This is a genomic window from Streptomyces sp. NPDC004111 (assembly GCF_042874215.1).
GTDB lineage: Bacteria > Actinomycetota > Actinomycetes > Streptomycetales > Streptomycetaceae > Streptomyces.
In genome coordinates this window covers 159,822-175,153 of the sequence record NZ_JBIAMU010000012.1, presented here as the reverse complement: position 1 = coordinate 175,153, position 15,332 = coordinate 159,822, and the positions used below count along the sequence as shown (strand labels likewise).

General features: G+C 72.4%; 12 protein-coding genes. 7 read left to right on the top strand and 5 right to left on the bottom strand.

The window, feature by feature from the left end:
- The first annotated feature begins 37 nt into the window (after window positions 1-37).
- The 4 genes from ACFYVL_RS23835 to ybaK all read left to right on the top strand — a co-directional run bounded on the left by ACFYVL_RS23835 (window position 38) and on the right by ybaK (window position 4,199).
- Window positions 38-1,585, top strand: a complete 1,548-nt coding sequence (locus ACFYVL_RS23835; protein ID WP_389248236.1) for an oxidoreductase — start codon at window positions 38-40, stop codon at window positions 1,583-1,585.
- 210 nt (window positions 1,586-1,795) lie between these two features.
- Window positions 1,796-2,860 (top strand): hypothetical protein, encoded by a 1,065-nt coding sequence (locus tag ACFYVL_RS23830; protein ID WP_389247967.1) that lies wholly within the window; start codon window positions 1,796-1,798, stop codon window positions 2,858-2,860.
- Window positions 2,861-2,865: 5 nt separating this feature from the next.
- On the top strand, window positions 2,866-3,681 hold the full coding sequence (locus ACFYVL_RS23825; protein ID WP_389247965.1) for an LON peptidase substrate-binding domain-containing protein: 816 nt from the start codon (window positions 2,866-2,868) through the stop codon (window positions 3,679-3,681).
- 17 nt (window positions 3,682-3,698) lie between these two features.
- Window positions 3,699-4,199, top strand: coding sequence for a Cys-tRNA(Pro) deacylase (gene ybaK, locus ACFYVL_RS23820; protein WP_389247963.1), 501 nt, complete (start codon window positions 3,699-3,701; stop codon window positions 4,197-4,199).
- Window positions 4,200-4,478: 279 nt separating this feature from the next.
- On the opposite strand, the gene ACFYVL_RS23815 is transcribed toward ybaK, so the two are convergent.
- The 4 genes from ACFYVL_RS23815 to ACFYVL_RS23800 all read right to left on the bottom strand — a co-directional run bounded on the left by ACFYVL_RS23815 (window position 4,479) and on the right by ACFYVL_RS23800 (window position 8,801).
- Entirely contained in the window at window positions 4,479-5,279 is an 801-nt protein-coding gene (locus ACFYVL_RS23815) for an ABC transporter permease (protein WP_389247961.1), read from the bottom strand.
- A 135-nt stretch (window positions 5,280-5,414) separates the two neighbouring features.
- A complete protein-coding gene (locus ACFYVL_RS23810; RefSeq protein ID WP_389248234.1) occupies window positions 5,415-6,194 on the bottom strand; it encodes an ABC transporter permease in 780 nt (259 codons plus the stop codon).
- Between the two features lie 95 nt (window positions 6,195-6,289).
- Entirely contained in the window at window positions 6,290-7,276 is a 987-nt protein-coding gene (locus ACFYVL_RS23805) for an ABC transporter ATP-binding protein (RefSeq protein ID WP_389248232.1), read from the bottom strand.
- A gap of 208 nt (window positions 7,277-7,484) precedes the next feature.
- Window positions 7,485-8,801 (bottom strand): NYN domain-containing protein, encoded by a 1,317-nt coding sequence (locus ACFYVL_RS23800; RefSeq protein WP_389247959.1) that lies wholly within the window; start codon window positions 8,799-8,801, stop codon window positions 7,485-7,487.
- 318 nt (window positions 8,802-9,119) lie between these two features.
- Between ACFYVL_RS23800 and ACFYVL_RS23795 the strand changes: the two genes are divergently transcribed.
- The gene (locus tag ACFYVL_RS23795; protein WP_389247957.1) at window positions 9,120-9,287 is read left to right on the top strand and encodes a hypothetical protein; all 168 of its coding nucleotides are present in this window, start codon (window positions 9,120-9,122) and stop codon (window positions 9,285-9,287) included.
- A gap of 112 nt (window positions 9,288-9,399) precedes the next feature.
- Here ACFYVL_RS23795 and dnaE read toward each other — a convergent pair whose 3' ends face one another.
- Complete coding sequence (gene dnaE / locus ACFYVL_RS23790; protein ID WP_389247956.1) at window positions 9,400-12,936, bottom strand: DNA polymerase III subunit alpha; 3,537 nt, start codon at window positions 12,934-12,936, stop codon at window positions 9,400-9,402.
- Between the two features lie 225 nt (window positions 12,937-13,161).
- Between dnaE and ACFYVL_RS23785 the strand changes: the two genes are divergently transcribed.
- Both ACFYVL_RS23785 and ACFYVL_RS23780 read left to right on the top strand, forming a co-directional pair.
- Window positions 13,162-14,487: a DUF2252 domain-containing protein gene (locus ACFYVL_RS23785; protein WP_389247954.1), complete on the top strand. Its 1,326-nt coding sequence runs from the start codon at window positions 13,162-13,164 to the stop codon at window positions 14,485-14,487.
- A gap of 108 nt (window positions 14,488-14,595) precedes the next feature.
- A complete protein-coding gene (locus ACFYVL_RS23780) occupies window positions 14,596-15,288 on the top strand; it encodes a hypothetical protein (RefSeq protein WP_389247952.1) in 693 nt (230 codons plus the stop codon).
- Window positions 15,289-15,332 lie beyond the last annotated feature (44 nt).

Below are 15,332 nucleotides of genomic sequence, written 5' to 3'. Positions count from 1 at the left end.
GGAGGCGCCGGACTGGCTCACCGCGGCGGAGCTGGGGATGTGGCGGGCGTTCCGCAGCGGCAACACCTACGACCTGCGGGTGGACGACGCACTGGCCGACGACCCGATGGTGGACCGCCCGTGGGGGGCGGAGCGCACCGTGCGGGCCGAGGTGGTGGCCCTGCTGCTGCTCAGCGGACCCGACGCGCTCCCCGGGCGGGTCGCGGCGCTCAAGGTGCGCGGAGTGCAGATCACCGGGGCGCTCGACCTGTCGGGCGGGACGGTGGCCCCGTACGTGGAGCTGACCGGCTGCCGCTTCGACGGACAGGTGCTGCTGCCGGAGTGCCGCTTCACCACGCTGCGGCTGGTGGGCTGCGCGATCCCCCGGCTGGAGGCGGCCCGGCTGCACACCGAGGGAGACCTGCACCTGCCCCGCTGCCGGATCGAGGGCGGGATGCGGCTGACCGACGCCCAGATCGGCACCGACCTGCTGATCAACCAGATCGTCGTGCACCGCGACCGCAACAACCGCTCCATCGCCGCCGACGGGCTCGCGGTCGGCCAGGACCTCCAGGCCGAACTGATCGAGTCGTACGGGGAGATCAGCCTGCGCGGCGCGAAGGTCGGCGTCTCGCTGAGCCTGCGCGGCAGCCGGCTGCGCAACCCGTACGGCAAGCGGGCGCTGAACGCCCCGCAGCTCACGGTGGAACGCACGCTGTACCTGACACCCGCGGGCCTGTCCTCGGCCACCTACGGCAACACGACGCCGCCGTACGGCATCGGCCGTGGCCTCGGGCAGGCGCCGGTGCGCGGGCAGCGGATACAGCGCTTCGAGTGCGAGGGCGGGCTGCGGCTGGACGACGGGCGGTTCGGCGACGCCGTCGACCTCCAGGACGCCCGCTTCACGCTGGAGAACGACCAGGAGCTGTCGCTGCGCCGCATCCAGACGCCCGAGCTGCGCTTCCTCTCCGAGCGGCCGGAGCGCGGGAAGGTGGTGCTGTCCGGGGCGCGGATCATCACCCTGGTCGACAGGTCGACCAGCTGGCCGGGGCCGGGGATGCTGTCGATGGGCGGCTTCGTGTACGAGAACCTGGTGCCGCTCGGCCACTTCCCGCTCGCCCGGCGCCTGGAGTGGGTGACGGCGGCGACCCCCGAGTACGCGCCGGAGCCGTACGAGCGGCTGGCCGCCGTGAAGCGGGCGGGCGGCGAGGACTCCGAGGCCCGCGAGGTGCTGCTCGCCAAGCAGCGGCGCCGCCGGGAGACCCTGCCGCTGGCCGGGAAGGCGTGGGGCGTCCTCCAGGACTGGGTGGTCGCCTACGGCTACCGGCCCGGCCGGGCGGCCCTGTGGATGGCGGTCCTGTGGGCGGCGGGCACCTTCGCCTTCGCCCGCTACGACCCGGCGCCCATCAAGCCGGACGAGCATCCGCAGTGGAGCGCCCCGCTCTTCGCCCTCGACCTGCTGATCCCGGTCATCAACCTCGGGCAGGACGGCTACTGGCGGCTGGAGGGCGGCTGGCAGTGGGCGGCGGCGGGGCTGATCCTGCTCGGCTGGATCCTCGCCACCACGGTCGCCGCGGGCGCCTCCCGGCTGCTGCGGCGCGGGTGAAGGGGGTGCGCGCCGTGCGGCCGGGGCGCGGCGTGCGCCCGGGGCCCGCGGGCATTCACCGGGCCCTCCCAACTGCGCCACACGCCCTCCCCCTGGGCCGCCTTTCTTTACCGTCCCTTGACCTCTGCCAGTACAACCTTCCGGCCGCTACCAAAGCTTCACAGCCAGCCCCTGGCACCCCGCTCACCTGCGGTTTTCAATGGTTCAACCATGTCATTCCTTCGCGCGCTGCTGAGCTCCGCCCGCCTGGTCCGCCGCCCCGCGCCGCGTGCCACCGCAGGGCCGGCGACGGACGACGACCTGCTGCTCGACGCCCCCGACGCCCGCATCGCCCCGGCCCTCGTCGCCGCCGCCCAGGGCGGCTACGCCCCGGCCGCCGAACTCCTCGCCACCACCCGTGAACGGGCCGAGTGGGAGAACCGCGACCGCTACACGCTGCGGCTGGCCGCGTTCGCCCATCACCGGCAGGACTGGCTGACCGACTGGCTGCTGGCCGACCCGCAGGACCCGGACGCCCTGCTGGTCAACGCGGAGCTGGAGGTGCGCAGGGCCCTGGAGTCGCCGGCTCCGGCGGACCGGCTGCGTCCGGCGGGCGCCCTGATCGACGCCGCGGCGGCGGGCTCCCCGTGCGACCCGGTGCCCTGGCGCATCGCGCTGGACCACGCGCGCGGCACCATGGCCGCGCACGACACGTTCGAGGCGCTGTGGGGCCAGGCGATCCGCCGCTCCTCGCACCACTACGGCTGCCATGTGGCGGCACTGCGCTATCTGGCCGCGCAGGGCTCCACGTACCGCGAGTGCTTCGACTTCGCCGAGCAGGCTGCGGACGACGCGCTGCCCGGCTCCCTCATCCAGGCGCTGCCGGTGCGGGCCGCCTTCATCCTGCTGTCCGACGGCCTGGCCTCCGCCGCGTCGCCCGCCCGCGACCTGGTCGCCCGGATCGACAAGGCGGCCGACCTGGCGATCGCGCTGTCCGCGGAGTTCGAGAGCGGCGACCCGTGGGCCGCGGAGATGCGCAACCTGCTCGCGTACGTGCTGGTCAGCAGGGAGCGGTGGCCGCAGGCGCTGGAGCAGTTCCAGCTGATCGGGCCGTACGCGACCTCCTTCCCGTGGGCGTCGCTGACCGAGGACCCCCTCGGCCGCTTCCTCGAAGTGCGCGACGTCACCCGCACCCGGGCGGCCTCGGCGGTGCCGCTCGCGACGGGCGGGACACGGGTGGTGGGGGCCCGCAAGTGGAGTACCGGCCGTAGCCGGTCGAACGGCCATTACGCTTGAGCGCTGTGACCACCGTTCGCCTTCCGCTCTTTCCGCTGAACTCGGTGCTGTTCCCCGGCCTCGTACTGCCGCTGAACGTCTTCGAGGAGCGTTATCGCGCCATGATGCGCGACCTGCTGAAGTCGGCTCCCGGGACCGAGGGGGCCGACGACGGCTCCCTTCCCGGTGCGCCCGGCGACGGCCCGCAGGACGCACCCGGTGACGAGGGGGCCCGCCGGTTCGCCGTCGTCGCGATCCGCGACGGCAGGGAGACCGCCAGGACCGCCACCGGTATGCCCGACGATCCCACCGCGATGTCCGAGCGCGGTCCGGCGGCGGGCTTCGGCAAGGACCCGATCCAGGCGTTCCACCGGGTGGGCTGCATCGCGGACGCGGCGACCATCCGCGAACGCGAGGACGGCAGCTTCGAGGTGCTCGCCACCGGTACGAAGCGGGTCAGGCTGCTGTCCGTGGACGCGAGCGGCCCGTATCTCGTGGCGGAGCTGGAGGAGCTGGAGGAGGACCAGGGCGACGGGGCGGGGGCCCTCGCCGAGGGGGTGCTGCGCGCGTTCCGCCAGTACCAGAAGCGGCTGGCGGGCGCCCGCGAGGCGACCCTCACCACCTCGGCGGACCTCCCGGACGAGCCGTCGGTGGTCTCCTACCTGGTGGCGGCGGCGACGATGCTGGACACCCCGACCAGGCAGCGGCTCCTCCAGGCCCCGGACACGGCCACCCGGCTGCGTGAGGAGCTGACCGTGCTGCGCACCGAGACGGCGCTGATCCGCCACCTCCCCTCCATCCCCGCGGAAGCCCTCACCCGCACCCCCACCTGCCCCAACTGACCGAAGGGCCGCGTACGTTGGCGAAGAAGAAGCAGGCCCAGCCGGCGGGCGGGACCCCGGCGACGGTGGCCCTGGCGGCGGCGGGCACCGCGTACACGCTGCACTCCTACGCGCACGACCCCGCCACGGCGTCCTACGGCGAGGAGGCGGCCGAGGCGCTCGGCGTCACCCCGGACCGCGTCTTCAAGACCCTGGTCGCGGACGTCGACGGCACGCTCACGGTCGCGGTGGTGCCGGTGGCCGGCTCCCTGGACCTCAAGGCGCTCGCCTCGGCGGTGGGCGGCAAGCGCGCCACGATGGCGGACCCGGCCGCCGCCGAACGCACCACGGGCTACGTCCGGGGCGGCATCTCCCCGCTGGGCCAGCGCAAGCGGCTGCGTACGGTCCTGGACGACTCGGCGCGGGCCCACGCCACGATCTGCGTCTCGGCGGGCCGTCGCGGCCTGGAGGTCGAACTCGCCCCGGCCGACCTGACGGCACTGACCTCGGCGGTACTGGCCCCGATCGGCCGCGCGTAGGGACTCGACGGATCGCGCTCCCCCGACTAGGACCTCAGGAAAGGCTCGTTTCCCGGTCCGACCCCGAGGGAGCACGACTTATGTCGAAGAAGACCCGCAAACGCAAGTGGCGCGTCAAGAAGTCCAAGTCCAACCACGGCAAACGCCCCGCCTAACCACCCCCACCGCCCCCGCCCCGCCCCCTTGGGCGACGGGGCCGCCCCAAGGGGGCGGAACGGGCGGGCAAGGGGGCGGCCCCCTCGCTCCGGGCCCACCCCGGAGATGCCCCGCCGAGCCCCGCTACCGCCGCTCCTCGTCCGACGGCCCCGCCTCCGCCCCCTGCCCCGACGCGGAAGCAGGAGCCTGGGCCTGGGCCGAACCCGGCGCCTGGGCCGAGCCCGAGGGCTGGCCCGAACCCGAGGCCGGGGCCGACGCCTGGGCCGAGCCCGGAGCCCCGTAATACGCCCCCCACTCGAACTCCGGCTCCGGATCCCGAACCCCCCAAGCCGCCGTGAGCCCCAGATGCACCAGGACCCCCACGAAGGGCCAGACCAGCAGCACCCCCTTCGCCCCCAGCTTCAGCGGCGCGTCGAAGGCCACTCCGACGCCCACCTCCTTGGCCCGCGCGACCACGTCCGACGCCGGGCCGAACCACTCCCCCGTCAGCCACCCCAGCCAGGCCCCCATCAGCCCGCCCACCAGCAGCGCGATCACCAGCGGAATCCCGCCGCGCCGGTACAGCCAGAACACCACCACCGCGCTGACCAGGCCGAACGCCATGCTCAGCAGCGCGAACGTGCCGTCCGCCCCGGCTGCCTCCTCCCCCTCGGTGTCCTTGAGGAAGACGGCCTTGTCGGTGGAGACCAGCGGCACCTTCGGCGCCAGCCACGCCCACAGCAGCCCCAGCAGCAGCCCGGCCACCGCCATGACCACCATCACCACGACGGCCCGCCGGATCTCGGTCGGCAGACCGGGGTCGCCGGGATCGTCGCCGGGACCGGGGCCAAAGCCGGACTTGTCGTACGGCTCCCCGTACCCGGCCGGCGTCTGCCAGGGGTCGTGGGGCGAGGGCTGGTGAGGCGGTGTCAGAGGTGCGGTCACCCGGACATCGTGTCAAACACCCTCGGGGAGCGCCTCACCGGACGCCCCCACACGGCCGCCACCCCCACCCCGGCACACCGCGCCCCCGCGCTCAGCACCCGGCGCGGCCGGACTCGGTACCCCGAGCCCTCCCGCTCAGCGCACCGCGGCCCGCCGGTAGGCCCAGGTGGCCACCGCCAGCGACAGCACACCGACCCCCGCGCACACCGCGAGGTCCAGCCCGACCGCCGCCCAGTCGGGGTGCGCGTCGAAGGTACGGGCGAAGGCCTCCACGCCGTACGTCGAAGGCAGCAGGTCGCGGGCGTAGGAGATCACGGCGGGCATCCGCTCGGCGGGCAGCACGCCGAGCAGCAGCGCCGCCGACATTCCCAACTGCCCCAGCAGCGTGGCCAGTTCGGGCCGTGGCGCGAGCAGTCCCAGGGCCGCTCCGAGTCCGGAGAGGGCCGCACCGGCGAGCGGGATCACCGCGGCCAGTACCCACAGGTGCCCGACCGGCAGCCCGAAGAGCGCGCAGCCGATGCCCGCCGTGACGAGCGTGCCGGGAACGGTGAAGGAGGCGTACGCGCCGGCCGCCCCCAGCACCACGGCCGCGGGCGGCACCGGCAGCGTCGCGTAGTGGTCGAGGCCGCCGGTGGCCCGCAGCTGGCCGAAGTACTGGGCCAGCAGGTTCAGCGCGACGAAGGCGACGACCAGCACACTGGAGCCGGCCACCACGGCACGCGCCTCGCTGCCGCCGTCCACCACCCCGCGCATCAGGATCATGATCCCGACGGACTGGAAGGTCGCCACGAAGAGCAGCGGAATCCGGGCCACCCGCGCCCGGGACAGCTGCGCCCGGTACACGGCGGCCAGCGACGGCAGGAAGCGCGCCCGCGGCGCCAGCTCGGCCGCCGCACCGCCCGCGCCGGCCGGCACGTCCCCGGCGGCGCTCCTGGCCGCCGCACCCTTGGCCCCACTGGGCGCGGACGGGCCCACGGCCCCCGCACCAGCCTCGAAGCCCGACACCGTACTCACGCTTTGACCAGCCCTTCCGTACGCCCGCCGCCGAGCGCGAGGTAGACGTCCTCCAGGCTCGGGGTGGCCAGCGTGAAGTCGTCGAGGGAGGCGAAGGCGGCGCCCGAGGTCACCGCGGCGACCGCGGCCCGTGCCTCGTCCGGCGCCAGCCGCAGCACCCAGCGGCGCCCCGACTCCTGCACCTTGCCGTCCCCGAGGCCGCGCAGCGCGGCCACCTCGGGCACCTCCAGCGGGGCCCGCTCCCGCCACACCAGTTCCACCCGCACCTCGTCGGCGACCCGTGCCTTGAGCCCGGCCGGGGTGTCGCAGGCGATGACCCGCCCGCCCTCCAGCACCGCGACCCGGTCCAGGACGGTCTCCGCCTCGATGACGTTGTGGGTGACCAGCAGCACGGTCGTGCCGTGCTCGGCGCGCCGCCGGTCGACGGCCGCCCACACCGCGCGCCGGGCCACCGGGTCCATGCCGGTGGTGGGTTCGTCGAGGACGAGCACCGGCCGCTCGCCGACCAGCACGGTCGCGAAGCAGGCCAGCCGCCGCTGTCCGCCGGAGAGCTTCTTCAGGGGCTTGCCCGCGATCGGGGTCAGCGCGAGTTCCTCCAGGACGGCGTCGCGCTCGGCGCGCGCCTGCCCGGCGGAGAGCCCGCGCAGCCGTCCCGTGGTCTCCACGGCCAGCGACACCGTCAGCTCGTCGAGCGCGGTGCTCTCCTGCCCGAGGTAGGCCAGCAGCCGGGAGGCCCGCTCGGGGTGCCGCACGAGGTCGTGGCCGAGCACGTCGACCCGGCCGGAGTCCGGCCGCATCAGCCCGGTCAGCTGCCGCACCAGGGTGGTCTTGCCGGCCCCGTTGGGCCCGAGCAGCCCGAAGATCTCGCCGCGCCGGACGGTCAGCGAGACCCCGTCGCTGGCCCGCACCTCGGGCACCGCGGGCGCGCCGCGCCGGGCGCGTGCCGCGGGATAGACCTTGACCAGGTCCTCGACCACGCACACGGCGGCCCGCCCGTGTGGCGGCTCCGTCGCCGCCGCTGTCGCCCCTGCTACGCCCTCACTCACGAGCCACGAGCCTACGCGGTACCAAAGTCCCAAATCGCCCCCGGGGTGGCGGTGCGCGGCGGGGCGCGGGGCGGGACACCCCCGTACGGCCGCCCCGGAACCCCGCGCGGCCCCGTGCGGCGCCCGGCGCACGGGGCCCGGCGCGCTACTCGGGGACCGCGGCGTGTTCCGCCGCCGCCCGTACGTCGATCTCCCGCCAGAACCCGGCCCGGATCGCGTACCGGTCGTGTTCGTCGATCTGGTCGTCCTTGTGCGCGAGGAGCCCGAACCGGGCCGCGTACCGCAGCAGCTCGCCGTCGATGCGGTGCGGGATCCGGGGGTACATGGTGGACAGTTTCTGGGTGTGTCCCGGTTCGGGCAGCCGTTCCATCCAGCGGCGGGCGAAGACCTGGCCCACCTCGAAGGGGTCGCCGCCGACCGTGGTGATGTCCTCCTCGCGGTCCGCCCACCGCTGTTCGGCGCTGGTGAGCTGGGCGAGGGTGGGCAGCGAGGCCGTTTCGGGCGGTTCGCCCAGCGCGGGGCCGCCGGCCCGCTCCGCCCAGCCCTTGTCGGAGGACCAGCGCAGCGTCGCGTTGGCGGGCTGTGGCTGGGGGTGCTGCGGGTGGTGGGCGGGCTGGGTGCCGGGGCCGCGCAGCCCGGCCAGGTCCTTGGGTGTCGGCACTCCTCTGGCGGTGTGGACGGCGGGCGCCTCGGTGCCGTTGCGGGCGGGGGTCCTGGCGGGGCCGGAGCCGTTGGCGCCGCCGTTGCGGGAGGCCGCGGCGGCCTGTGCCTCGACGCGGGCCTGCGCCTCCACCCTGGCCTGTGCCTCCGCCTGGGCGGCCAGCGCGGACTCGGGCAGCGGGGCGGAGAGGATGGCGGCGATCTCGGGGCGGGGCGCCGGCGGCGGGGCGCAGATGCCGCCGTACTCCTTGGCCCGGACCGCGCGGGTGATCCACTCCCGGTCCAGCACCCTGCGCTCGTCGGCCTCCGCGACCAGGTCCTCCGACTGGTTGTAGTCGCCGTCGGCGGCCTGCACCGCCCACAGGTGGACCGCGACCCCGTGCTCCTTCGCGGACATCAGCCCGGGTAGCAGATCACCGTCCCCGGTGACCAGCACGATGTCGGAGCAGGCGCGATTTCTGGCCAGCTCGGTGAGTTCCGCGTGCATGGCCGCGTCCACGCCCTTCTGCGCCCAGCGGCCGTCGCTCCTGGTCAGGGCACCGAGCCGGACGGTCACCCGGGGCATCACGCGCAGCCTGCGGTGTTCCGGCTGGGGGACCCGGTCGGGGGCACCGTCGAACCAGTAGATGCGCAGCAGCGGCTGCTGCGTATCGGCCTCGGCGCGTTCGCGCAGGCCCTGGATGAGGGCGGCGTGATCGACGGTGATGCGCGAGCGGGCCGGCTCCCCGGCCAGCAGACTCGCGGCGGCGCCCAGCAGATAGCCGGCGTCCACCAGGACGACGCAGCGGTCCACGTGTTCCACCCTCTTTCTGGAACCTCGGAAATTGTGCGAGGCGGTGCGAATCGTTCGCATCGCTCGAATACAACGGACAAGGGTCGGCAGGCATACGGGTTTCTCTCGAGTCTGCCCGACCTCGCGAGGCTTAACGGCCGGAACTCGATCATCGGCGTGGCGGCGAACGAAGTTGCCCCGGAAGTTACCCCCGATGGCGCCCCAGTGGCCCCCCGATGACATTCCCGCGCCCGTGACTACGTACGGCAATGATCCAAAATGCGAGCAATGCCCCGCTGTGTTTGTCTGGTCGCGGCCCTGGCACCGAGACCTTTCAGGAGGCATTCCATGGCCAAGAACAAGAACAACCGCAAGCAGTCCTCGCCGCAGGACCGTGCTTCGCAGCAGGCCGAGAAGAGCAGTTCCTTCGAGGCGCAGACACAGCCGCAGTCCCCGGCGCAGGGCAGCCCCGCCGACGTGGCCCGCAAGCACCAGCGTCGTTTCGGGCACAACTGATCACTTGTGACATACGTGAAGGCGCGCTCCCCGTGCACAGGGAGCGCGCCTTCTTGTACGGGGGCGCCGGCCGGGCCTCTTGGTACGGGGGCGCCGGCCGGTCCGCCGGATCTCAGCCGGCCAGGCAGCTCGGGCCGAGCAGCACCTTCAGGTCGCCGAAGAGGGCCGGGTCGGCGGTCACCCGGTGCCGGTCGAGCCGCAGCACGGTCGTCTTGCGGGCACCGAGCAGCTTGATGCGGACCTCGGTGTTGCCCCGGTGGTGGGAGAGGATCTCGCCGAGCTTGCTGATCATCGGCGGGGTGACCTTGACGGTCGGGATGGTCAGCACGACGGGGGCGTTGGTCCCGGCGTTGGACAGGTCGGGGACCTGGAGCTCCATGGCGACCAGCCGGGGCACGTCCTCGCGCTTGTCGAGGCGGCCCTTGACGAAGACCACCGTGTCCTCCACCAGCTGGGTGGAGACCAGCTGGTAGGTGGCGGGGAAGAACATGCACTCGATGGAGCCCGCCAGGTCCTCCACGGTGGCGATGGCCCAGGCGTTGCCCTGCTTGGTCATCTTGCGCTGGAGGCCGGAGATGATGCCGCCGACCGTGATGACCGCGCCGTCGGAGTGCTCGCCGCCCATGAGCTGGGCGATGGCCGCGTCCGCCTTGTCGGACAGGACGTGCTCCAGACCGAAGAGCGGGTGGTCGGACACGTAAAGCCCGAGCATCTCCCGCTCCTGCGCGAGCAGGTAGGACTTCTCCCATTCGAGGTCGGAGAACTCGACGTCCAGCCCGAAGCCGGGCTCGCTGCTGTCCTCCTCGCCGCCGCCGAACAGGTCGAACTGTCCCTCGGCCTCCTTGCGCTTGACCTGCACCACGTTGTCGATCATCGGCTCGTGGTGGGCGACCAGCCCCTTGCGGGTGTGCCCCATCTCGTCGAAGGCGCCGGCCTTGATCAGGGACTCGACGGTGCGCTTGTTGCAGACGACGGCCTCGACCTTGTCGAGGAAGTCGGGGAAGGAGGTGTACTTCCCCTTCGCCTTGCGCATCCGGATGATCGAGTCCACCACGTTCTGGCCGACGTTGCGCACGGCGGTGAGGCCGAAGAGGATCACGTCGTCGCCCTGGGCGGCGAAGTTGGACTCCGACTCGTTCACGTTCGGCGGGAGCACCTTGATGCCCATGCGGCGGCACTCGTTGAGGTAGACGGCCGACTTGTCCTTGTCGTCCTTCACCGAGGTGAGCAGGGCCGCCATGTACTCGGCCGGGTAGTTGGCCTTGAGGTAGGCGGTCCAGTAGGTGACCAGGCCGTACGCGGAGGAGTGCGCCTTGTTGAACGCGTATCCGGCGAACGGCACCAGCACGTCCCACAGCGCCTGGATGGCCTGGTCGCTGTAGCCGTTCTTCTTGGCGCCCTCCTGGAAGAGGACGAAGTTCTTCGCCAGTTCCTCGGGCTTCTTCTTGCCCATCACGCGGCGCAGGATGTCGGCCTCGCCGAGCGAGTACCCGGCGATGATCTGGGCGGCCTTCTGCACCTGCTCCTGGTACACGATGAGGCCGTAGGTGAGGCCGAGCGTCTCCTTCAGGGGCTCTTCGAGCTCCGGGTGGATCGGCGTGATCTCCTGGCGGCCGTTCTTGCGCTCCGCGTAGTTGGTGTGCGAGTTCATGCCCATCGGGCCCGGCCGGTACAGGGCCGAGACGGCGGAGATGTCCTCGAAGTTGTCGGGCTGCATCTGGCGCAGCAGCGAGCGCATGGGGCCGCCGTCGAACTGGAAGACGCCGAGCGTGTCGCCCCGGCAGAGCAGTTCGAAGGTCTTCGGGTCGTCCAGCGGCAGCGCGAGCATCTCCAGGTCGATGCCCTTGTTGGCCTTCACCATCTTGACGGCGTCGTCCATGATGGTCAGGTTCCGCAGGCCCAGGAAGTCCATCTTGAGCAGGCCGAGCGACTCGCACTGCGGGTAGTCCCACTGCGTGATGGTGACGCCGTCGGTGTGCCGCACCCAGATCGGGGCGTGGTCGACGATCGGCTCGCTGGACATGATGACGCCGGCCGCGTGCACACCCATCTGGCGGACCAGGCCCTCGACGCCCTTGGCGGTGTCGATGACCTTCTTCACGTCCGGCTCGTTCTCGTACATCCCCCGGATCTCGCCGGCCTCGCCGTAGCGCGGGTGCTTGGGGTCGGTGATGCCGGAGAGGTCGATGCCCTTGCCGAGGACGTCGGCGGGCATGGCCTTGGTGAGGCGGTCGCCCATCGCGTACGGGTAGCCCAGCACGCGGGCGGAGTCCTTGATGGCGTTCTTCGCCTTGATCTTTCCGTAGGTGCCGATCATGGCGACCTTGTCGGAGCCGTACTTCTCCGTCACGTACCGGATCACCTCGACGCGCCTGCGCTCGTCGAAGTCGATGTCGACGTCGGGCATGGAGATGCGCTCGGGGTTGAGGAAGCGCTCGAAGATCAGGCCGTGGGTGATCGGGTCGAGGTCGGTGATGCCCATGGCGTACGCGACGATCGAACCGGCCGCCGAACCACGGCCGGGGCCCACCGCGATGCCCTGGTTCTTGGCCCACATGATGAAGTCGGCGACCACGAGGAAGTAGCCCGGGAAGCCCATCGCGATGATGGTGTCCATCTCGTACTCGGCCTGCTTCTGGCGGTCCTCGGGGACGCCGCCCGGGTAGCGGCGCTCCATGCCGACCCGGACCTCCTCCTGGAACCAGGTGACCTCGGTGAAGCCCTCGGGGATGTCGAACTTCGGCATCAGGTCGCGCTTCTCGAACATCCCCGTGGTGTCGATCTGCTCCGCGACCAGGAGGGTGTTGCGGCAGCCCTCCTGCCAGGCGTCCGAGGAGTCGATGGCGTACATCTCGTCGGTCGTCTTGAGGTAGTAGCCGGTGCCGTCGAAGCGGAAGCGGTCCGGGTCGGAGAGGTTCTTGCCGGTCTGGATGCACAGCAGGGCGTCGTGCGCGGTCGCCTCGTGCGCGTAGGTGTAGTGCGAGTCGTTCGTCACCAGCGGCGGAATGCCCAGTTCCTTGCCGATCCTGACGAGGTCGTCGCGGACCCGGCGCTCGATGTCGATGCCGTGGTCCATCAGCTCCAGGAAGTAGCGGTCCTTGCCGAAGATGTCCTGGTAGTCGGAGGCGGCCTGCTTGGCCTCCTCGTACTGGCCGAGCCGCAGGCGGGTCTGGAGCTCGCCCGAGGGGCAGCCGGTCGAGGCGATCAGGCCCTCGGACCACTGGGAGATGGTCTCCTTGTCCATGCGCGGCCACTTCTGCAGCCAGCCCTCGGCGTACGCGTCGGAGGACAGCCGGAAGAGGTTGTGCAGGCCGGTGCTGTTGGCCGCCCAGATCGTCTTGTGGGTGTAACCGCCGGAGCCCGAGACGTCGTCGCGCTTCTGGTGCGGCTGGCCCCACTGCACCTTGCGCTTGTGCTTGCGGGACTCCGGGGCGACGTACGCCTCGATGCCGATGATCGGCGTGACGCCCGCCTTCTGCGCGGAGTGGAAGAAGTCGTAGGCCCCGTGCAGGTTGCCGTGGTCGGACATCGCGATGTGCGTCATGCCCATCTCGTTGCACGCCTCGAACATGTCCTTCAGCCGCGCGGCACCGTCCAGCAGCGAGTACTGGGTGTGGACGTGGAGGTGCGTAAAGGGCGGCTTGGTCACGGCTGGGGCCTCCGGTGCTGCGGTCGGTGACGGGGACTGTTCACGGGCGGGTCGGACAGCCCCGAAGTCTACTTCCCGCGACCGACAGAACCGGGGTCGGCGAGACGCCCCCGGCCCCGGGCACTCAGGGGTACGGTCGGGCGTTGGACAGGTCGCAGGCCTGTCCCGGACCTGCCCCATTTGCCCAGTACGCGCTTGTACGTCATGCACCAGGAGGCCCCGGCGATGTCGGTTCCGCAGACAGAAGCCGCCCAGCGCGGCGAGCAGATTCTCGCCGTCTTCGACACCGCTTTCGGGCAGCTGCTCGCCGCCGATCCGGCCGCGTTCCGGGTGAAGTTCCGCAAGATGGCCGCCTCCGCCTTCGCCTTCTACCGGGGCACCGCCTGCCTGTTCTACGCCGACCAGGAGCGCGAGCAGCACAGCGGCCCCTACCTGGACGAGCGGACCAGCCGGGTGTGGATCCACGGCGACCTGCACGCCGAGAACTTCGGCACGTACATGGACGCCGAGGGCCGCCTGATCTTCAACGTGAACGACTTCGACGAGGCCTACGTCGGCCCCTTCCTCTGGGACCTCAAGCGCTTCGCCGCCTCCGTCGCCCTGATCGGCTACCGCAAGGCGCTCGGCGACGAGCAGATCGGCGACCTGGTGCGGGTGTACGCCGCCGCCTACCGCGAGCGCATCCACCAGCTGGCGACCGGCGCCAAGAACGACGAGGTGCCGCCCTTCACCCTGGACACCGCCGAGGGACCGCTGCTCGACGCGCTGCGCTCGGCCCGCTCGCTGACCCGGTTCTCGCTGCTCGACTCGATGACCGAGATCCGCGACTTCGAGCGCCGCTTCACCTCCGACGGCGGCTCCATCGACCTCGACGCGGCCACCCGCTACAAGGTCCTGGCCGCCTTCGACGGCTACCTGGAGACGCTGCCCGAGTCGTCCCTGACCCGGCCCGACTCCTACCGCGTGAAGGACGTCGTGGGCCGACGCGGCATCGGGATCGGCTCGGCCGGACTGCCCTCGTACAACATCCTGCTGGAGGGCAACAGCGACGCCCTGGAGAACGACGTCGTCATCTACATGAAGCAGGGCCAGACCCCCGCCGTCTCCCGGCACATCACCGACGCCGCCGTCCGCGGCTACTTCCAGCACGAGGGCCACCGCACGGTCATCTCGCAGCGCGCCCTCCAGGTGAACGCCGACCCGTGGCTGGGCTGGACCGAGCTGGACGGGCAGGGGCAGCTGGTCGCCGAGGTCTCGCCGTACGCGGTGGACCTGGACTGGTCGGACATCGACGAGCCGGACGAGTTCGCGGCGGTGATCGCCGACCTCGGCCGGGCGACGGCCACCATGCACGCCGCCGCCGACGACGAGAGCGGGCACTCGCTGGTGCCCTTCTCCACGGAGCGGGCCATCGACGCGGCCATCGCCGCCGACGAGGACGGCTTCGCCGCCCTGCTGGTCGACTTCGCCCACGACTACGGCGCACGCGCCCGCCGGGACCACCAGATCTTCGTCGACCTGTTCCGCAACGGCCGCATCCCCGGCCTCTGACCCGGGGCCGCAGGACCCGGGGCGCTGGTGCGCCCCGGGTCACAGCTCCGTACCCATTCCGCCTCCCTTAGAGAGGCCTTACGCAGCGCCGTGGCAGACTCGACTCCGATGGGCATATCCACGACTCCACTGCGGACCCTGCGGGCACTGCTGTTCACGGCACTCGTCGTGACGCTGTCCGTGGGTTCCCACGTGCTGCTGTCCGGAGCCCCCCTGCCGCCGGTGACGGTCGTCGCCCTCGGCGCCGCCGTGTTCCTCCTCGCGTACGCGCTGGCCGGACGGGAGCGCGGCTTCGGCCGCATCGCCGCCCTGCTGGTGCCGCTGGAACTCGCGGCGGACACCCTCTTCACCACCGGACAGCACGTCTGTTACGGGCCGTCCGGCGGGCCCGTCGCCGGTGCGCTCCGCGCCCTGGGCGTGGACGTGCTCTGCGGCGGTCCCCCGCTCGGCGCCCCCTTCGCGCACACCGGACCCGGCGAGCGCCTCGGCGCGCTCCTCGCCTCGCCCGACCCCGCCCTGCCCTGGCTGCTGCTCGGGGCGCACACGGCGGTCGGCCTGCTGGCCGCCGCCTGGCTGCGGCGCGGCGAGGCGGCCCTGGCCGGGCTGCTGCGGGCGAGCACCCTGTCCGCCTTCCGGCCGCTGCTACTCGCGGTGGCCTCGGTGACGGGCCTGCACACGGTACGGACCCCCGGCCTTCCGCCGGTCCGCCGTGGCGCCGCCGCCGTGCCGCGCACCCGGCTGCTGGTGCACTCCGTGGGCAGGCGCGGACCGCCCGCCGCCGTGTTCGTCCCCGCCGCCTGAGCCCCGGGTCACCACGCACCCGCCGGCCGGGCACTCCCCACACG